General features: G+C 68.2%; 19 protein-coding genes. 14 read left to right on the plus strand and 5 right to left on the minus strand.

The genetic code is table 11. The features are described from left to right. The first annotated feature begins 56 nt into the window (after window positions 1-56). From serC to MLG_RS04820, 13 genes are all read left to right on the plus strand, one after another. On the plus strand, window positions 57-1,139 hold the full coding sequence (gene serC / locus MLG_RS04760; RefSeq protein WP_011628673.1) for a 3-phosphoserine/phosphohydroxythreonine transaminase: 1,083 nt from the start codon (window positions 57-59) through the stop codon (window positions 1,137-1,139). Window positions 1,140-1,150: 11 nt separating this feature from the next. Next, window positions 1,151-2,320 carry a phosphoglycerate dehydrogenase gene (locus tag MLG_RS04765; RefSeq protein ID WP_011628674.1) on the plus strand — a complete coding sequence of 390 codons (1,170 nt, stop codon included), beginning with the start codon at window positions 1,151-1,153 and terminating at the stop codon, window positions 2,318-2,320. 13 nt (window positions 2,321-2,333) lie between these two features. Continuing rightward, complete coding sequence (pheA, locus tag MLG_RS04770; RefSeq protein WP_011628675.1) at window positions 2,334-3,437, plus strand: prephenate dehydratase; 1,104 nt, start codon at window positions 2,334-2,336, stop codon at window positions 3,435-3,437. Window positions 3,438-3,464: 27 nt separating this feature from the next. Further along, a complete protein-coding gene (gene hisC / locus MLG_RS04775) occupies window positions 3,465-4,604 on the plus strand; it encodes a histidinol-phosphate transaminase (protein WP_011628676.1) in 1,140 nt (379 codons plus the stop codon). Then, window positions 4,601-5,491 (plus strand): prephenate dehydrogenase/arogenate dehydrogenase family protein, encoded by an 891-nt coding sequence (locus tag MLG_RS04780; protein ID WP_011628677.1) that lies wholly within the window; start codon window positions 4,601-4,603, stop codon window positions 5,489-5,491. Before hisC ends, MLG_RS04780 begins: the two co-directional genes overlap by 4 nt. A 15-nt stretch (window positions 5,492-5,506) precedes the next feature. Continuing rightward, entirely contained in the window at window positions 5,507-6,847 is a 1,341-nt protein-coding gene (gene aroA / locus MLG_RS04785) for a 3-phosphoshikimate 1-carboxyvinyltransferase (RefSeq protein ID WP_011628678.1), read from the plus strand. Further along, window positions 6,844-7,548, plus strand: a complete 705-nt coding sequence (cmk, locus tag MLG_RS04790) for a (d)CMP kinase (protein ID WP_011628679.1) — start codon at window positions 6,844-6,846, stop codon at window positions 7,546-7,548. The genes aroA and cmk overlap by 4 nt, the downstream gene beginning before the upstream one ends. A gap of 121 nt (window positions 7,549-7,669) precedes the next feature. Beyond that, window positions 7,670-9,355 (plus strand): 30S ribosomal protein S1, encoded by a 1,686-nt coding sequence (gene rpsA / locus MLG_RS04795; RefSeq protein WP_011628680.1) that lies wholly within the window; start codon window positions 7,670-7,672, stop codon window positions 9,353-9,355. A 129-nt stretch (window positions 9,356-9,484) separates the two neighbouring features. Next, on the plus strand, window positions 9,485-9,787 hold the full coding sequence (locus MLG_RS04800) for an integration host factor subunit beta (protein WP_011628681.1): 303 nt from the start codon (window positions 9,485-9,487) through the stop codon (window positions 9,785-9,787). Window positions 9,788-9,823: 36 nt separating this feature from the next. Then, a complete protein-coding gene (locus tag MLG_RS04805; protein WP_011628682.1) occupies window positions 9,824-10,117 on the plus strand; it encodes a LapA family protein in 294 nt (97 codons plus the stop codon). A gap of 9 nt (window positions 10,118-10,126) precedes the next feature. Then, complete coding sequence (lapB, locus tag MLG_RS04810) at window positions 10,127-11,296, plus strand: lipopolysaccharide assembly protein LapB (protein ID WP_011628683.1); 1,170 nt, start codon at window positions 10,127-10,129, stop codon at window positions 11,294-11,296. A gap of 3 nt (window positions 11,297-11,299) precedes the next feature. Continuing rightward, window positions 11,300-12,007, plus strand: a complete 708-nt coding sequence (pyrF, locus tag MLG_RS04815) for an orotidine-5'-phosphate decarboxylase (RefSeq protein ID WP_011628684.1) — start codon at window positions 11,300-11,302, stop codon at window positions 12,005-12,007. Beyond that, complete coding sequence (locus MLG_RS04820) at window positions 12,007-12,996, plus strand: serine/threonine protein kinase (RefSeq protein WP_011628685.1); 990 nt, start codon at window positions 12,007-12,009, stop codon at window positions 12,994-12,996. The genes pyrF and MLG_RS04820 overlap by 1 nt, the downstream gene beginning before the upstream one ends. 4 nt (window positions 12,997-13,000) lie before the next feature. On the opposite strand, the gene MLG_RS04825 is transcribed toward MLG_RS04820, so the two are convergent. From MLG_RS04825 to typA, 5 genes are all read right to left on the minus strand, one after another. Then, on the minus strand, window positions 13,001-13,699 hold the full coding sequence (locus MLG_RS04825) for a DedA family protein (protein WP_011628686.1): 699 nt from the start codon (window positions 13,697-13,699) through the stop codon (window positions 13,001-13,003). 3 nt (window positions 13,700-13,702) lie between these two features. Beyond that, window positions 13,703-14,866 carry a cation diffusion facilitator family transporter gene (locus MLG_RS04830; RefSeq protein ID WP_011628687.1) on the minus strand — a complete coding sequence of 388 codons (1,164 nt, stop codon included), beginning with the start codon at window positions 14,864-14,866 and terminating at the stop codon, window positions 13,703-13,705. Beyond that, the gene (locus MLG_RS04835) at window positions 14,863-15,339 is read right to left on the minus strand and encodes a Fur family transcriptional regulator (protein ID WP_011628688.1); all 477 of its coding nucleotides are present in this window, start codon (window positions 15,337-15,339) and stop codon (window positions 14,863-14,865) included. The genes MLG_RS04830 and MLG_RS04835 overlap by 4 nt, the downstream gene beginning before the upstream one ends. Window positions 15,340-15,371: 32 nt before the next feature. Beyond that, window positions 15,372-15,677, minus strand: a complete 306-nt coding sequence (locus tag MLG_RS04840; RefSeq protein WP_011628689.1) for a DUF1244 domain-containing protein — start codon at window positions 15,675-15,677, stop codon at window positions 15,372-15,374. 560 nt (window positions 15,678-16,237) lie between these two features. Next, the gene (typA, locus tag MLG_RS04845; protein WP_011628690.1) at window positions 16,238-18,046 is read right to left on the minus strand and encodes a translational GTPase TypA; all 1,809 of its coding nucleotides are present in this window, start codon (window positions 18,044-18,046) and stop codon (window positions 16,238-16,240) included. Window positions 18,047-18,230: 184 nt separating this feature from the next. Here typA and ttcA point away from each other — a divergent pair, with 184 nt between their 5' ends. Next, complete coding sequence (gene ttcA, locus MLG_RS04850) at window positions 18,231-19,115, plus strand: tRNA 2-thiocytidine(32) synthetase TtcA (protein WP_011628691.1); 885 nt, start codon at window positions 18,231-18,233, stop codon at window positions 19,113-19,115. Window positions 19,116-19,131: the final 16 nt, after the last annotated feature.

The following is a 19,131-nucleotide window of genomic DNA, read 5'->3' on the forward strand; positions in this document are numbered from 1 at the left end:
GGCGGGGCGCCGCCGCCGGGGGCATAGACAATCCAGAGTAAACAGGAGAACGCCGAATGTCCCGTGTGTACAACTTCAGTGCCGGTCCGGCCATGCTGCCGGAGGAGGTTCTGCGTCAGGCCAGGGACGAGATGCTCGACTGGCAGGGCTCCGGCATGTGCGTGATGGAGATGAGCCACCGCGGCAAGGAGTTCGTCAGCATCGCCGAGCGCGCCGAGGCCGACCTGCGGGAGCTGATGAACATCCCCGACAATTACAAGGTGCTGTTTCTCCAGGGCGGGGCCACGGGCATGTTCTCCGCAGTTCCGCTCAATCTCCTGCGGGGCCGGACGCGGGCGGATTACGTCAACACCGGGGCCTGGTCCAAGAAGGCGATCGCCGAGGCGGGCAAGTATTGCCAGGTCAACGTCGCCGCCAGCGGTGAGGCCAGCCAGTTCATGAGCATCCCGCCGCGCAGCGCCTGGCAGCTCTCGGACGACGCCGCCTACCTGCACTACACCCCCAACGAGACCATCAGCGGGGTGGAGTTCCACCAGGTGCCGGAGGTGGGTGAAACCCCACTGGTGGCGGACATGTCCTCCACCATCCTCTCCCGCCCGGTGGACGTCTCCCGGTTCGGGCTCATCTACGCCGGCGCGCAGAAGAACATCGGGCCAGCCGGCATTACCGTGGTCATTGTCCGCGAGGATTTGATCGGCGAGGCCCGTGCCGACACGCCCATGGTCTGGGACTTCGCCAAGCAGGCGGAGGCCGACTCCATGCTCAACACCCCGCCCACTTATGGGCTCTACCTGGCCGGCCTGGTGTTCCAGTGGCTCAAGCGCCAGGGCGGCCTGGAGGGCATGGCCGAGATCAACCGGCGCAAGGCGGAGAAGCTCTACCGCGCCATCGATGACTCGGACTTCTACAGCAACCCGGTGGACCCGGACTGCCGGTCCTGGATGAACGTGCCCTTCGTGCTGGCCAAGCCGGCGCTGGACGCCACCTTCCTGGAAGAGGCCAAGCGCCAGGGCCTGACCACCCTCAAGGGCCACCGCTCGGTGGGCGGCATGCGCGCCAGCATCTACAACGCCATGCCCGAGGCCGGGGTGGACAAGCTCATCGACTTCATGCGCGACTTCGAACAGCGCAACGCCTGAGGAGGTGAGTCATGTTCCGGATCCTCACCTTTAACAACATCTCGGTCAAAGGGCTGGAGCGCTTCCCGCGGGATCACTTCGAGACCTCCTCCGACATCGCCCACCCGGACGCCATCATGCTGCGCTCCCACAAGCTACAGGAGAGCGAGGTGGCGGATACCGTGTTGGCGGTGGGCCGTGCCGGCGCCGGGGTCAACAACATCCCGGTGGAGGCCATGAGCCGGCGGGGCGTCCCGGTGTTCAACGCCCCGGGCGCCAACGCCAACGCAGTGAAGGAGTTGACCATCGCCGGGCTGTTCCTGGCCGCCCGCAACATCTGCCAGGCCTGGGACTTTGCCCGCGCCCTGGAGGGGAGCGACCAGCAGATCAACGCCGAGGTGGAGGCGGGCAAAAAGCGCTTCACCGGCTTTGAGCTGCCGGGGCGCACCCTGGGCGTGATCGGCCTGGGTGCCATCGGGGTGGAGGTGGCCAACGCGGCTATGGCCCTGGGCATGAAGGTTGTCGGCTACGACCCGCAGATCACCGTGCACCGGGCCTGGCAGCTCTCCAGTCAGGTGGAACAGGCCCATAGCGTCGATGAACTGATGAGCCGGGCCGATGTGGTGACCATTCACGCCCCGCTGAATGAGGCCACCCGTGGGCTGATCAATGGTAGCCGCCTGGCCGCGGCCCACCCGGGGCTGACGGTGCTCAACTTCGCGCGTTCCGAGGTGGTGGACGAGCAGGCCATCCTGGAGGCGTTGGACCGCGACCATCTGCGTGCCTATATCTGTGACTTCCCCAGCAATGCCCTGAAGGGGCGGGGCAACGTCATCGCCTTGCCCCACCTGGGTGCCTCCACGGTGGAGTCGCAGGAGAACTGCGCCGTCATGGTGGCGGATCAGCTCCGCGAGTACCTGGAGACGGGCAATATCCGCAACGCGGTCAACTTCCCCGAGGTGGTGATGCCGCGGGGGGGCAAGGGCAACCGGCTCTGCGTGGTGAATGCCAACGTGCCCAACATGCTGGGGCGGATCTCCACCGCGCTGGCGGAGGCGGGGTTGAACATTGACGATATGTACAACAAGTCTCACGAGGAGCTGGCCTACACCGTGGTGGACGTGGAGGGCGCCATCCCCGAGTCGGTAGTGCAGGCCATTGCCGAGGTGGAGGGCGTGTTGCGGGTTCGGGTCATCGAGTGAGGCGTTGGCGAGCATGAGTGACGAACAGACCTCCCCCGACGATCAGGCCGCGCTGCAGGCCGTGCGTGCGCGCATCGACGCCCTGGACGACGAGATCCTGCGGCTAATCAGCGAGCGCGCCCGGATGGCCGAAGAGGTGGCCCGGGTCAAGCGTGAGGCCGGGCACAGCAACGATTTCTACCGCCCCGAGCGCGAGGCGCAGGTGCTGCGCCGGGTCCGCCAGTCCAACCCCGGCCCGCTGGGCGAGGAGGCGGTGACCCGGCTGTTCCGCGAGATCATGTCCGCCTGCCTGGCCATCCAGCTGCCCTTGCAGGTGGCCTTCCTGGGGCCCGAAGGCACCTATACCCAGGAGGCGGCACTCAAGCACTTCGGCCACGCCATGGGCACGGCACCGCTGAGCACTATCGCCGCGGTCTTTCGTGAGGTGGAGTCCGGTGCCGCCCACTACGGGGTGGTGCCGGTGGAGAACTCCACCGAGGGGGTGGTCACCCACACGGTGGACCGCTTTCTCAACTCGCCGCTGCAGATCGTCGGCGAGGTGCAGTTACCCATCCACCACGCCCTGGCCAGCCGCGAGCAGGACTGGAACGCCATCCGGCGTATCTACTCCCACCAGCAGGGACTGGCCCAGTGCCGGGCCTGGGTCGATACCCATCTGCCGGGCGTGGAACGGGTGCCGGTCACCAGCACCGCCGAGGCGGCGCGGCTGGCGGCGGCCGAACGGGGTGCGGCGGCCATCGCCAGTGAGGCGGCCTGCGAGCTCTACGACTTGCCGGTGCTTGCCACCCACATCGAGGACGAGCCGGGCAACACCACCCGCTTTCTGGTGGTGGGGCCGGAGTCTCCACCACCCAGCGGTGACGACAAGACCTCCTTGGTGATCAGCCGGGCCAACCAGCCGGGTGGCCTTTACCGGCTGCTGGAACCATTAGCCAGGAATGGAGTGAACATGACCCGGATCGAATCCCGGCCCGCGCCGCAGGGCGTCTGGGAGTATGTGTTCTTCGTGGACCTGTTGGGTCACGTGGAGGACGAACCCGTCCGCCAGGCGTTGGCCGAGATCCGCGAACAGGCCAGCCTGTGCCGCGTCCTGGGCTCGTACCCGCGAGCGCTGTAACGCCGTCCGGATTGTGAGGACAATGCCATGAGCATGAGCGAAGTCGACTGGGCCCGACGGGCGGTCCCCGGTGTCCAGGCCCTGGCCCCCTATGAGCCGGGCAAGCCCATCGCGGAACTGCGCCGCGAATACGGCGTGACCGACATCATCAAGCTGGCCTCCAACGAGAGCCCGCTGGGGCCCTCGCCGCAGGCCCTGACCGCCGCCCGCGAGGCCGCCGCCGAGGTGCACCGCTATCCGGACGGCAACGCCTTCGAGCTGAAGGCACGGCTGGCTGCGCGGCATGGCGTCGGGGCGGAGCGCATCACCCTGGGTAATGGCTCCAACGACGTCCTCGCGCTGATCGCCCAGGCCTTCCTGGGCCCGGAGCGCGAGGCGGTGTTCTCCCGCCACGCCTTCGCCGTCTACCCCATTGTCACCCAGGCGGCCGGGGCGGTGGCCCGGGTGGCGCCCGCGCACGGCGCCGACAGCGACCAACCCTACGGGCACGATCTGGCCGCCATGCAGCGGCTGATCAGCGGGCGCACCCGGGTGGTCTTCATCGCCAACCCCAACAACCCAACCGGTACCTGGGTCGGGGAGGATGCGCTGCGCGCCTTCATCGAGCAGGTCCCGGGCGACGTGCTGGTGGTGGTGGACGAGGCCTATTTCGAGTACGCCCGGGATCTCGCCGGCCTGCCCGACGCCAGCCGCTGGCTGGATGAGTTCCCCAACCTGGTGGTCACCCGGACCTTCTCCAAGTGCTACGGGCTGGCCGGGTTGCGGGTGGGCTACGCGCTCAGCAGCCCGCCGGTGGCGGAGCTGCTCAACCGCGTCCGCCAGCCCTTCAACTGCAATGCCGTGGCCCAGGCGGCGGCCGGGGCAGCGCTGGACGACGAGGCCCATCTGGCCCGCGCCATCGCCCTCAATACCGAGCAACTGCGGCTCATGGAGGCGGAGCTGCGCCAGTTGGGGCTCACCGTCCTGCCCTCCGCCGGCAACTTCCTCTGTTTCGATGTCGGCGGCGGCGCTGCCTCGGTCAACGAGGGGTTGCTGCGGGCCGGGGTCATCGTGCGCCCGGTGGGCGGTTACGAACTGCCCGGTTTCCTGCGGGTATCGGTCGGCCTGCCCGAGGAGAACCGGCGCTTCCTCGACACCCTGGAGCGGCTGATCAGCGCCCCGGCATGAGTAAGCGGCCGTTAATCCACCGGCTCTGTATCATCGGCGTCGGCCTGATCGGCGGTTCGCTGGCCCGCGCTCTGCGCCAGGCCGGCGCCGTGGACCAGGTGATCGGTTGCGGCCGCAGCGTCGACAGCCTCCAGCGTGCCGAGGAGTTGGGGGTGGTGGACCACTACACCACCGACCCGGCGCGGGCGGTGGCCGCCGCCGATATGGTGGTGGTCTGCGTGCCGCTGGGCGCCATGCGCGGTGTCTTCGAGCAGATCCGGGACCACCTCGCCCCGGAGGCGGTGGTAACCGACGGCGGTAGCGCTAAAGGCTCAGTCATCGAGGACGCGCGGGCCGCCTTCGGCGAGCTGCCCGCCGGTTTCGTGCCCGGTCACCCCATTGCCGGTACGGAGAAAAGTGGGGTGGAGGCCTCCTTCGCCCGGCTCTACAACCAGCGCCGGGTCATCCTCACCCCGGTGCCGGAGAGCGCCGACTGGGCGGTGGCGCGGACCCGCCGCATGTGGGAGGCGGTGGGCGCCCGGGTGACCTGTATGTCGGCCGCCCACCACGACGACGTGCTGGCCGCTACCTCGCACCTACCGCACGCCCTGGCCTTTGGCCTAGTGGATACCCTCTCCCGCTGGGAGGGCGAGCATGAGATCTTTGAATACGCGGCCGGCGGATTCCGCGACTTCACCCGCATCGCCTCCTCCGACCCGGTGATGTGGCGGGACATCTGCCTTGCCAACCGCGAGGCATTGGCGCGGGCGTTGCGTTACTACACCGCTGACCTGGCGCATCTCACGGCGCTGGTCGAGCAGGGGGACGGGGCGGCCCTGGAGGCCATCTTCCGTCATGCCAAGGAGCGCCGCGAGCAATTCCTGGCGTTACTGGAAGACAAACACTAGGCACTGGAGAAAGCTGTGGAATTTCATGTGCGACCCGGCGGGGCGCTGCGGGGGCGGCTCCGCGTCCCGGGCGATAAATCCATCTCTCATCGCGCCATCATGCTCGGCGCCCTGGCCGAGGGCGAGACCCGCATCAGCGGCTTTCTGGAGGGTGCCGATGCCCTGGCCACGCTGCGCACCTTCCGTGCCATGGGGGTGGACATCGACGGGCCCCACCAGGGCCGGGTGACGGTGCAGGGGGTCGGTCTGCACGGGCTGCGGGCGCCGGACGGGCCGCTGGACCTGGGCAACTCCGGCACCTCCATGCGCCTGCTCTGCGGGCTGCTGGCCGGGCAGTCCTTCGATACCACCCTCACCGGCGATGCCTCCCTGTCCCGCCGGCCCATGCGCCGGGTGATCGACCCGCTCACCGCCATGGGGGCGGTGATCGAGAGCGGCCAGGGCGGCACGGCGCCGCTGACGGTGCGTGGCGGGCAACCCCTGCACGGCATCGACTACGAGCTGCCGGTGGCCAGCGCTCAGGTCAAATCCGCGCTGCTGCTGGCCGGCCTGTACGCCCGGGGGCGTACCTGTGTCACCGAGCCGGCGCCCACCCGCGATCACACCGAGCGCATGCTGGCCGGGTTCGGCTACCCGGTGCGGCAGGAGGGCCGCCGGGTCTGCATCGAGGGCGGAGGGCGGCTGCGCGGCGGCGAGATCGATGTGCCGGCGGACATCTCCTCGGCGGCCTTTTTTCTGGTCGGTGCGAGCATCGCCGAGGGCTCCGATATCACCCTGGAGCACGTGGGCATGAACCCGACCCGCACCGGGGTGGTCGACATCCTCCGCCTGATGGGGGCCGATATCCAGGTGCAGAACGAGCGGGAAGTGGGGGGCGAGCCGGTGGCCGACCTGCGGGTGCGCAGTGCCCCCCTGAAGGGGGTTGCCATCCCCGAGGCGCTGGTACCGCTCGCCATCGATGAATTCCCGGTGCTCTTTGTCGCCGCCGCCTGCGCCGAGGGTGAGACGCTGCTGACCGGGGCCGAGGAGCTGCGGGTCAAGGAGAGCGACCGGATCGCGGTGATGGCCGAGGGCTTGACCACCCTGGGGGTTACCGCCGAGCCGCAACCCGACGGTATGCGCATCGTCGGTCAGCCGGATTGGGGCGGGGGGCGGGTGCACAGCCACGGGGATCACCGTATCGCCATGGCCTTCACCATGGCCGCCACCCGGGCCCGTGAGCCGATCGAGATCGAGGACTGCGCCAATGTGAACACCTCGTTCCCCGGGTTCGTCGAGCTGGCCGGTGACGCAGGGGTGGCACTGACCCGGGGCGACGCAGAGGGACGTGCCCAGCAAAGGAGCGATTCACCATGACCGGACAGGCTGACAGCAACATCCCGGTGTTGACGCTGGATGGGCCCTCAGGGTCCGGCAAGGGGACCATCGCCCGGGCGGTGGCGGAGCAACTGGGCTGGCACCTGCTGGACAGCGGCGCCCTCTACCGCCTGGCCGCCCTCCACGCCTGCCGGCAGGATGTGCCGCTGGACGATGAGGGCGCGCTGGCGGCGCTGGCGCGGGATCTGCCCGCGGAGTTTCGTCAGGACGAACGGGGCGAACCCCACATCCTGCTTGCCGGCGAGGACGTGACCTGGCAGATCCGCACCGAACAGGTGGGTGATGCCGCCTCCCGGGTGGCGGCCATCCCCGCTGTACGTGAGGCGTTGCTGGAGCGCCAGCGGGCCTTCCGGCAACCCCCGGGGCTGGTGGCGGACGGCCGCGATATGGGCACGGTGGTCTTCCCTGACGCCCCGGTGAAGATCTTCCTGACCGCCAGCGCGGAGGAGCGCGCCCGCCGGCGCTACAAGCAGTTGAAGGAGCAGGGGGTGAGTGTTACGCTTGCGAGTCTTTCGGAGGAGATCGCCGAGCGGGACCGGCGCGATGCCCAGCGCAGCGCGGCCCCCCTGCGACCCTCCAGGGGTGCCCTGGAACTGGACACCACGGGGGTGCCCGTGGACGAGGTGACAGGGCAGGTGCTGGCGCGGGTAAAGGCGTACCTGGCCGGCGAAAAAGGGTAGTATCCAGCAGCACAGACAAGGGGGAAGGCGTGGTCAGCCCCGGTAATGGACCGGGCAGCCAGGCCTTTCATGGTTTTCAGACAACCGAACGGTCCGTACGCGGTCCGGGACACATCGAGCAATGACCGAAAGCTTTGCAGAACTGTTTGAGGAAAGCCTTGCCAACACCGATATGCGCCCCGGCGCAATCGTCATGGGCAAGGTGGTGGCCATCGACGGTGATCACGTGGTGGTCAACGCCGGGTTGAAGTCCGAGGCGGTGATCCCTGCCTCCCAATTCTACGACGAGGAGGGCAACCTCGAAGTAGCGGAGGGGGACGAGGTCGAGGTCTCCCTGGACGCCGTCGAGGACGGCTCCGGCGAGACGCGTCTCTCCCGCGAGAAGGCCAAGCGGGCCTACGCCTGGCGGTTCCTCGAAGACGCCTACGAGAAGAGCGAGGCCGTCAAGGGCCAGATCAGCGGCAAGGTCAAGGGCGGTTTCACCGTCGACCTGGGCCATATCCGCGCCTTCCTGCCCGGCTCCCTGGTGGACATCCGGCCGGTGCGCGACACCACCTATCTGGAAGGGCGCGACCTGGAATTCAAGGTCATCAAGCTCGATCCGCGCCGTAACAACGTCGTGGTCTCCCGCCGCGCCGTGGTGGAGGAGGAGTACTCCGCCGAGCGCGAGCAGCTCCTCGAGAAGCTGCAGGAAGGTCAGGTGCTCAAAGGCATCGTCAAGAACCTTACCGACTACGGGGCCTTCGTGGACCTGGGCGGCATGGACGGCCTGCTGCACATCACCGACATGGCCTGGCGCCGGGTCAAGAACCCCTCCGAGGTGGTCGAGGTCGGTCAGGAGATCGAGGTCAAGGTGCTCAAGTTCGACCGCGAGCGCAACCGTGTCTCCCTGGGCCTGAAGCAGCTGGGTGCCGATCCGTGGGAGAACATCGGCGGCCGCTACCCCGAGGGTGCGCGCGTGCCGGGCCGTGTGACCAACATCACCGAGTACGGCGCGTTCGTCGAGATCGAAGAGGGCGTCGAGGGCCTGGTCCACGTCTCCGAGATGGACTGGACCAACAAGAACGTCAACCCGGCGAAGATGGTCTCCATCGGCGACGAGGTCGAGGTCATGATCCTCGACATCGACGAGGAGCGCCGCCGTATCTCCCTGGGCATGAAGCAGTGCCTGCCCAACCCGTGGGACGAGTTCGCCGCCACCCACCAGAAGGGCGACCGGGTCACCGGCCAGATCAAGTCCATCACCGACTTTGGCATCTTTGTCGGGCTGGATGGCGGTATCGACGGCCTGGTGCACCTGTCCGACCTCTCCTGGGGCGAGGCCGGCGAGGAGGCGGTGCGCAACTACCGCAAGGGTGAGGAAGTCGAGGCCGTGGTGCTGTCGGTGGACCCCGAGCGCGAGCGCATCTCCCTGGGCATCAAGCAGCTCGAGCAGGACCCCTTCGGTTCCTGGCTGGCGGACCATCCCAAGGGCTCCCTGGTCAAGGGCACCGTGAAGGACGTCGAGGCCAAGGGCGCCACCGTGACGCTGGAAGGCGGCATGGAGGGCTACGTGCGCGCCTCCGATATCTCCCGCGACCGGGTCGAGGATGCCCGGACGGTCCTCAAGGAGGGCGAGGAGATCGAGGCCAAGTTTGTGGGCGTCGACCGCCGCAACCGCATGGCCAACCTGTCCATCAAAGCGAAGGACCAGGTGGAGGAGCAGCGGCTGGTGCAGGATCACGCCCGGCCCACCGGCACTGCCGGGACCACTGCCCTCGGCGATCTGCTCAAGGAGCAGCTCGGCGAGCAGAACGACGACCGCTGAGGCGGTCGCCGGGACGCAAGTCGTGTGCGGGCGGCTCCGGCTGCCCGCTCGCTGTACGTCGGTCGGTGGGGCCTTGTTGCAAGGCCCCACCGTTTTTGGTTCAGAACCCCGTAGTCAGGCAGACAGTCAATGACCAAATCCGAACTGATCGAAGTCATTGCCGGCAAACAACAACACCTGGCGCACAAGGATGTTGAGCTGGCGGTCAAGACCTTGCTCGAGCAGATGAGCGAAACGCTGGCCAGCGGCGAGCGCATCGAGATCCGCGGCTTCGGCAGTTTCTCGTTGCACCATCGTCCGCCGCGCATCGGACGCAACCCGAAAACCGGCGAGCCGGTGGCACTGCCCGGTAAATACGTGCCACACTTCAAGCCAGGTAAGGAGTTGCGCGACCGGGTCAACGCCGGTCGGCACAACCCCATTCAGTCCTGACAGGCACCGAATATCGCCAGGGTAGGGTAAGACAACATGCGTAAGGCAATAATAATAGTTTTCGTCCTCATCGTAGCCGCCCTGGGGCTCAGCTTTGCCACCTTGAACGCCGATGACGTGGTGGTGGATTTCTTCTTCGGCCAGGCAGACCTGCCCCTTTCCTTCGTGCTCGTGGTCACACTCATCGTGGGGGCTATCCTGGGCGTTCTTGCCAGCCAGGTCGTGGTCTTCCGCAAGCGGCGGGAGATCCGAAAGCTCAAGCGCCAAGTCAATGATGCCCAAAAGGAGCTCAACGAACTCCGCCGTCTTCCGCTGAAGGAAGGACGCTAAGCCGACACCATGCCCGAGTTGCTTTGGCTTTTGCTGCCCGTGGCGGCGATGTCCGGGTGGTTGGCCGGGAGACGGAGCGGGGCCGGGCATCGGGGCGGCGAGCAACGGGACCTGCCCGAGGCCTATTTCCAGGGCCTCAACTACCTCCTGAACGAGGAGCGCGACAAGGCGCTCGAAGTGTTCACCCAAATGGTGGAGGTGGACAGCGAGACAGTCGAGACCCACCTGGCGCTGGGCAGCCTGTTCCGGCGCCGGGGTGAGGTCGACCGCGCCATCCGTATTCACCAGAACCTCATCGCCCGCCCGGCCCTGAGCCGCCAGCAGCGCACCTACGCCCTGCTGGAGCTGGGCGAGGACTACATGCGTGCGGGCCTGCTCGACCGGGCCGAGACGCTCTTCGAGGAGGTGATCGACCTCAACCACCACGTCGAACCGGCCCTGCGTCAACTGCTGGCCATCTATCAGCAGGAGAAGGAGTGGGACCAGGCCATCGGCGCCGCCCTGCGCCTGGAAAAGGTCTCCGCCCAGAACCTCCACCCCCAGGTGGCGCACTTCTACTGCGAGATGGCGGGCGAAGCCTGGGCGGCCGGCGATCTCAGCCGTGCCCGCACCCTCTACAAGCGCGCCCTCACCCACGACCCGCGGTGTGTCCGGGCGAGTATCCAGGCCGGGCATCTGGCGCGGCAGATGGGGCATGCCCGGCAGGCGGTACGTTTGTACCGGCAGGTGCCTACCCAGGCACCGGAGTTCGTCGGCGAGGTGCTCGATGGCCTGTACCAGGCGCTGGAGAGCCTGGGTCAGCTCCACCGCTACCCGGAGTTTCTCGATCAATTGCTCGCCACCGGCAAGGCCCCGGTGGCGGTGGCGCTGGCGAAAGTGGAGTGGCTGCGCGCGGAGGCTGGGCACGAGGCGGCGATGCGCTGGCTGGCCGAGCACCTTGAAGCCCAGCCCTCGGTGCGCGGCCTACTCCGGCTGGTGGAGATGAGCGACGGCGCCCCCCCTGTGGCGGAGGGTCCGGTGGAGGCGGCACTGCACCGGACTCTCCGCGCGCTGCTGGAGGCGCGGGCGCAGTACCTTTGCGGGCAATGCGGCTTCACCGCCCGCACGCTGTTCTGGCAATGCCCCGGCTGCAAGAGCTGGGGCAGTATCCGCCCCCTGCGTGGCGTGGAGGGAGAGTAACCCGTGTCCCATTCCCGACTGATCATTGCCCTGGATTACCCCGAGGCCGGGCCGGCCCTGGCGCTCGCCGATCGCCTGAGCCCCGAGCGCTGCGCGCTGAAGGTGGGCAAGGAGCTGTTCGTCGCCGAAGGCCCACAGTTGGTGGACGCGCTGGTCCGTCGGGGTTACCGGGTCTTTCTCGATCTCAAGTTCCACGACATCCCCAACACCGTCGCCGGGGCCTGTCGCTCGGCGGCCGCCACCGGGGCGTGGATGGTCAACGTCCACGCCCTGGGCGGTGCCGCGATGATGGCGGCGGCCCGGGAGGCCCTGGGGGAGACCGGGGATCGCCCGCTGCTGACCGCGGTCACCGTGCTCACCAGCCACAGCGACGCGACCCTGCGTGAGATTGGCCTGGCCGGCCCGGCGGACGCCGCCGTCTGCCGGTTGGCCGAGCTGGCCCGGGGCGCCGGCGTGGACGGGGTGGTTTGCAGTGCCCGGGAGGCGGCCCTGGTGCGGGAGCGCTGCGGCGACGGTTTCCTGCGGGTGACCCCGGGTATCCGCCCGGCCTGGGCGGCAAAGGGCGATCAGGCGCGGGTGCTGAGCCCGGCCGACGCGGTCGCGGGCGGCGCCACCCACCTGGTGGTGGGGCGTCCGGTTACCCGCGCCGATGAGCCCCTGGCGGCGCTGGCGCGCCTGGAGCGCGAACTGGCCGCGCAGGACGAGACCTGATGCCCGCCAACGCCCACCATCCCTATGCCAGCCTGGGCCCGGACCAGGTGCTGGATGCCGTCGAGGCCCTGGGTTTTCTACCTGACGGCCGCTTTCTGGCCCTGAACAGCTACGAGAACCGCGTCTACCAGGTCGGACTGGAGGAGGCGGCACCGGTGGTGGTCAAGTTCTACCGGCCGGAGCGCTGGAGCGACGAGGCCATCCTGGAAGAGCACGCCTGGTGCGAAGAGCTGGTGGCCCGTGACGTCCCCGTGGTGCCGCCGTTGCGCATTCAGGGGCGGACCCTGCACCGGCACGAGGGCTTCCGGCTGGCGGTCTATCGCCGGCGCGGCGGGCGTGCGCCCGCCCTGGACGACCCGGAAGTGCGGCTCTGGCTGGGCCGGTTCCTGGCCAGGATGCACACCGTGGGCGAGGCCGGCCGCTTCCGCCACCGGCCACTGATCCGCGACACCGGCGTGGCCCGTGAGCACCGGGACTGGTTGTTGGCCGAGGGCTGGATCCCGGCGCACCTGTGCGAAGCCTACCAGGGCGTGACCGATCACTTGCTCATGTTGCTGGAGGCCCGCTTTGCCGACGCGGGCAACTGGGGCGCCATCCGGCTGCACGGCGACTGCCACGCCGGCAACATCCTTTGGCGCGAGGGGGAGGGGCCCCACTTCGTCGATATGGACGACTGCGTCGCCGGGCCCGCTGTGCAGGATCTCTGGATGCTGATCTCGGGCGATCGGCCGGAGCGCACCGTTCAGCTCTCCGACCTGCTGGAGGGCTATGAGCAGTTCCGGCCCTTCGACCGCCGGGAGCTGAACCTGATTGAGGCCCTGCGCACGCTGCGCATCATGGCCTACGCGGTCTGGCTGGCCCGCCGCTGGCACGATCCCGCCTTTCCCCAGGCCTTCCCCTGGTTCGGGGCCGATCGCTATTGGGAAGAGCACGTACTGGCCCTGCGCGAGCAGGTGGCCGCCATGGAGGAGCCGCCGCTGGTCGTCTGAGGGCTTAGGCCATCACCTCCAGGACCGAGACCACCATCGCCAGGGTCACCAGAAGAATGACCACCATCCGCCAGTGGCGCGCGCCGGAGGGCAGGCCCCGGCGCAACCGCCGTCGGCCCCAGAGCCAGCCGAAGCCGGCCAACAGCACCGCGGCGGTGAGGAAGGGCAGGGCCACCCGCCCGGCTTCGCCCAACACCACCGCGACCGAGGTGCCCGCGCCCAGCCCCAACCCCAGCCAGACCGCCGCCCACAGGGGGGCGGACAGGAGGTTGCCGAATAGGAAAAGGCGTCGGTCCATGTCCAGCATCCCCGCCACCGCTGGCAGGGTCGAACGGGTGGGTTTGGCGAAGCGGGAGACAATGAGGCTGACGGCGCCGTGGCGGGCGAGGAAGGCTTGGTTGCGCTCCAGCAGCCCCGGGTGGTGACTGAATGGCCAGAGCCGATCGGTGCGGTGGCGCAGCCGGAAGCCCAGCTCATAGTTGGCCGCGCCGCCCACCAGCGCGCCTCCCGCTGCACCGGCGAAGGCGGGCAGCAGCAGCACCGGGTCGGAGGCGGCCAGGGCCCCCACCAGGAAGACCAGGCTCGCAGCGGGCACCAGGTAGCCCACCACCAGCAGCGATTCGAGCATGACGATCAAAAAGAGCCCGCCGGCCAGCCACAGGGGACTGTCAGAGAGCACCTTGACCAGGGACCCGAGTTCCATGGCTTAGCTGCCCGGTTGGGCCAAAAGCCGGATTCGGCCGACGTAGTCGATGGGAGCGGCCTGCTCGCGCAGGCGTTCCTGCAGTGCGGCGAGCGCCTGCAGTGTCCGGCCCTCCGGGAGGCCGGTCAGGATGACGTCCACATCCAGGCGGCCGTCGCGGTAGTGCAGGATGAGCCGGTTGTGCGGATAGTCATCCAGCAGCCGGCCCCAGGCCTCGCGCAATTCCGCCTCGGCCCGCCGCCGCAGCGGCAGGCGGATGCTGCGCCGGGCCTCGGTGATGCCCTCGTGATCCACGTGCACCAGCACCTCGGCCACGTGGTCCACCTCGCGGCAGAGGCGCAGGAGCACTGCGTCGCTGATCCGGTGGCCCTCGGAGACGCTGATGTCCTGGGCGACACGGATGTGCACGTCCACCAGGGTGTCGGAACCCATGCGCCGGGTGCGCAGGTCCTCATGGCCTTCCACCCCGTCCACGCTGTCGATGAGCCGGCCGATGTAGGCCAACTCGTCGGGATCGAGCCCGGTGTCCACCAGCTCACGGGCGGAGTGCCAGGCCAACCGCCAGCCCACGGCGCCGATCATCAGCGCCACCACCAGCGCGGCGAGGGCGTCCAGCCACGGCAGGCCGGCCATAGCGCCGCCGACACCGACAATCACCACCACCGAGGAGAGTGCATCCGAGCGGTGGTGCCAGGCATTGGCGTGGATCAGGTCGGAGCGCACCGCATTCGCCACATGGGTGGTGTAGTGGTAGAGCGCCTCCTTGGCCAGCACCGAGAAGATGGCAGCCGCCAGCGCGATCCAGCCCGGGGTGAGCAGATCCTCCGGGTTCATCATGCGGATGGCGGCGTCGTAGGCAAAGCCCCCCGCCACCAGCAGCAGCAGGGCGCCGACGCCCACCGTGGCGGCCGTCTCGATGCGGGCGTGGCCGTAGGGGTGGTCCAGGTCGGCGCCGTAGCTGCCCACCCGGGCCGCCCAGAGCACCAGGGCGTCGCTGACCAGATCGGACAGCGAGTGGACGCCGTCGACGATGAGCGCCTGGGAGTTGCCCACCGCACCGGCGATGATCTTGCCGATGGCGAGCAGGACATTGACCAGGGACCCGACCAGGGTCACCCGCCGCTTGGCTTGGTAGTCGTCTCCGTTCAGGATCTGTTCGGCGCTCATTGGGGACGGGCGGATTCCCGCTCCTCCTGCAGGCGGCAGTGCGGACAGACCGCAAAGAACTCCATGCTGTGGCTGATGTCGCTGTAGCCGCGGGCGCGGAGCTTTTCCTCCAGCCAGTGTGGCGGGCAGACGTCCATGGCCTCCTTGCGCTGGCAGATCCGGCAGACCACATAGTGGCGGTGGTGCCCGGACTGATCGTTGAGCTCGTAACGGGCGTTACCGTCGCCGAACTCGTGCCGCTGAACCAGACCCACCCGCTCAAAGTCGGCCAGGCAGCGGTAGACCGTGACCAGGTCGCAGGCCTGCTCGCCCATGCGGGCGTGAATCTCGCGGCTGCTCAGGGGTTGCTCCTCGTGCGCGAGCACTTCCAACACGTAGCGGCGGGGACGGGTGTTGCGCAGGCCGCTGTGGCGCAGGCGCTGTGCCAGGTCCTGGGGGTCGCGTTGCTTGCTGTGACCGGCTTCGGTAGTCATGCCGCCTCCCTGGGTTCGTGCCCGGCGCCGGCTCAGCCCTGCTGTCGTCCGGCCTCCGTCTGGGCAAACGCCGCCAGCTCCTCGGTGCTGGCCTCGCGCTGGTGGCGTGCCTTCCACTCATCGTAGGGCATGCCGTAGACGATCTCTCTTGCCTGATCATAATCCATAGGCACGCCCCGCTCCTCGGCCGCCGCCAAGTACCACTTGGAGAGGCAGTTGCGGCAAAAGCCGGCCAAGTTCATCAGCTCGATGTTCTGTACGTCGGTGCGCTCACGCAGGTGCTGCACCAGGGCACGGAAGGCCGCGGCCTCAAGTTCAGTGCGGGTCTTGTCGTCCATAGTCTTGCTTACCGGAGGCTGTGTTGATTATCAGGGCTTTCGCATACTCGGGGGGGTATGTTACCACTCCTAACCTACTCCCCGTCATCGCGAGGGCCGAAGGCTTTCCCCCGTCATCGCGAGGGCCGCAGGCCCGTGGCGATCCAGGGCGGTAGACTGCCGCGTCGGCTTCGCCTCCTCGCAGTGACGGTGGGGGCGACCTTCCGCTTCCGGCACAGTCAAGTTCTTCAAGAGGGCCGAAGGCTTTTCCCCGTCATCGCGAGGGCCGAAGGCCCGTGGCGATCCAGGGCGGTAGACTGCCACGTCGGCTTCGCCTCCTCGTAGTGACGGTGGGGGTGGGGCCCGCTCGCAGTGACGGTGGGGGTGGGGCCCGCTCGCAGTGACGGTGGGGGCGGCCTGCTCCTCCCTGCACAGTCCAGTTCTTCAAGAGGTGTGCCCCTTACTCCCCGTCATCGCGAGGAGCGAAGCGACGCGGCGATCCATGCGGCGTGTGGATTGCCACGCCCCTTCGGGGCTCGCAATGACGGTGGGAAAGGCCGGGGGAGGGCGCCCGTTGCCGTTCAGCGCGCGGCGCGTTTGCGCTCGTGTTCCTTGAGCAGCTTCTTGCGCAGGCGGATGGCCTCCGGGGTCACCTCCACCAGCTCATCGTCGTTGATGAACTCCAGCGCCTGCTCCAGGGTCAGGTCGATGGCCGGGGTCAGGATGAGGTTCTCGTCCGAGCCGGCGGCGCGAACGTTGGTGAGCTGCTTGGCCTTGAGCGGGTTGACCACCAGGTCGTTGTCGCGGGCGTGGATGCCCACGATCATCCCCTCGTAAACCTCCGCCCCGTGACCGATGAACAGCTTGCCCCGCTCCTGCAGGTTGAACAGGGCGTAGGCCAGCGCCTTGCCTTTCGCCATGCTCACCATCACCCCATTGTGTCGGCTGCCAAAGTCGCCCTGCTTCACCGGGCCGTAGTGGTCAAAGACGTGGTACATCAGGCCGGTGCCGGAGGTGGCCGTCATGAACTCGGTGCGAAAGCCGATCAGCCCGCGGGCAGGGATGATGAAATCCAGCCGTACCCGGCCCCTGCCGTCGGGGATCATGTCCTGCAGCTCGCCGCCGCGCTCGCCCAGCTTCTCCATGACCGCGCCCTGGTGCTGCTCCTCCACGTCCACGGTCAGCTGCTCCCAGGGCTCCTGCTGAACGCCGTCGATCTCGCGCACGATCACCTCGGGGCGGCTGACACCCAGCTCGTAGCCCTCGCGGCGCATGTTCTCGATGAGCACGGACAGGTGCAGCTCGCCGCGCCCGGAGACGCGGAAGCGGTCCGGGTCGTCGGTGGGCTCCACCCGCAGGGCCACGTTGTGGATCAGTTCCCGCTCCAGGCGCTCGCGGATCTGCCGCGAGGTGACGTACTTGCCGTCGCGACCGGCAAAGGGGGAGGTGTTGACCTGAAACGTCATGCTCACGGTGGGCTCATCCACGGTGAGCGGGGGCAGCGCATCCGGGTGGGCCGGGTCGGTGAGGGTATCGGAGATGTTGAGCCCCTCGCAGCCGGTAAAGGCGATGATGTCGCCGGCCCGGGCCTCGGGCACCTCCACCCGGTCCAGGCCGTGGAAGCCGAGCACCTGCAGGATGCGGCCGTTACGCTTGCGACCGTCGCGGCCGATGATGCTGATCGGGGAGTTGGTGCGCACCCGCCCGCGGGTGATCCGGCCGATGCCGATCACGCCCACGTAGCTGTTGTAGTCCAGCGAGCTGACCTGCATCTGGAACGGGCCGTCCGCGTCCACCTCGGGGGCCGGGACATGTCGGGTAATGGTCTCGAACAGCGGGGTCATGTCGCCGCCCCGGGCCTCGCTGTCCTCGCTGGCATAGCCCTGCAGCGCGGAGGCGAAGACGATGGGGAAGTCCAGTTGTTCGTCGCTGGCGCCCAGCCGGTCGAACAGGTCGAAGGTCTGGTCCACCACCCAGTCGGGGCGGGCGCTGGGCCGGTCGATCTTGTTTACCACCACGATGGGGCGCAGCCCCAGGGCCAGGGCCTTCTGGGTGACGAACCGGGTCTGCGGCATGGGGCCGTCGACGGCATCCACCAGCAGCAGCACCGAGTCGACCATGGAGAGCACCCGCTCCACTTCGCCGCCGAAATCGGCGTGGCCGGGGGTGTCGACGATGTTGATGCGCCAGTCGTTCCACTGGATGGCGGTGTTCTTGGAGAGGATGGTGATGCCGCGTTCCTTCTCCAGGTCGTTCGAATCCATGACCCGCTCGACGGCCTCACCGCGGGTTTCCAGGGTGCCGGATTGTTGCAGGAGTTTGTCGACGAGGGTGGTCTTGCCGTGGTCGACGTGGGCGATGATGGCGATGTTGCGCAGGCGTTCGGTCATGGAGTCGTGACAGGTCGTTGCTGATACGGGGGCGCTATCATCCGGGAGTTGGGGGCTGGTGTCGAGGGTTTATTCCCCGTCTTTGATAGAATCCGGGGTTTGCGGTGCTTTGGGCGGTGCTCTGATGATGGGTTCCGCGCAAACACTTGCCACCCGGCACGCTCCGAACCCAAGAGGTCTCGTCATGGGCATGGGCCTGAAAACCCTGCAGAAGCGTCTCAGCCACCTGACCGGCAACGCCATCCGCGATTACCGCATGATCGAGGAGGGCGACCGGGTCATGGTCTGCCTGTCCGGGGGCAAGGACTCCTACGCCCTGCTGGACGTGCTGCTGCGCCTGCAAAAGCGCGCGCCGGTGCGCTTCGAGCTGGTGGCGGTGAACCTGGACCAGAAGCAGCCCGGCTTCCCGGAGCATGTGCTGCCCGAGTACCTGGCATCGCTGGGCGTGCCCTACCGGATACTGGAGGCGGACACCTACTCCACCGTGGAGCGGGTGATCCCCGAGGGCAAGACCAAGTGCTCGCTCTGCTCGCGGCTGCGCCGGGGGCTGCTCTACGGGGCGGCGGAGGAGATGGGCTGCAGCAAGATCGCGCTGGGCCACCACCGCGACGACATCCTGGAGACCTTCTTCCTCAACCTCTTCTATGGCGGCCGGCTGGCGGCCATGCCGCCCAAGCTGCGCTCCAACAATGGCCGCCACGTGGTGATCCGGCCGCTGGCCTATGTGCCGGAGCCCTATCTGGAGCGCTATGCCGAGCGCATGGCGTTTCCCATCATCCCCTGCACCCTTTGTGGCTCGCAGCCGGACCTGAAGCGCCAGATGATCAAGGCGATGCTGCGGGAGTGGGGTGAGATCGAGCCGCGCCGGCTGGCGAATATCTTCAGTGCCCTGCAGAACGTGCAGCCGTCCCACCTGGCGGACAAGGAGCTGTACGATTTCATCAACCTGGTGGGCAGCGTGCAGCCGGGCGAGGACCCCGTCTCGGCGTTGGAAACGCCCCATGGCGACGGCTTCCCGGCGGCGGAGGTGTTGTCCGGGGTGCAGCGCCACGACCCGCAGTCGGCCTGAGCCCGCCCGCCGCCAG

The organism is Alkalilimnicola ehrlichii MLHE-1 (genome assembly GCF_000014785.1).
Taxonomy (GTDB): Bacteria; Pseudomonadota; Gammaproteobacteria; order Nitrococcales; family Halorhodospiraceae; genus Alkalilimnicola; species Alkalilimnicola ehrlichii.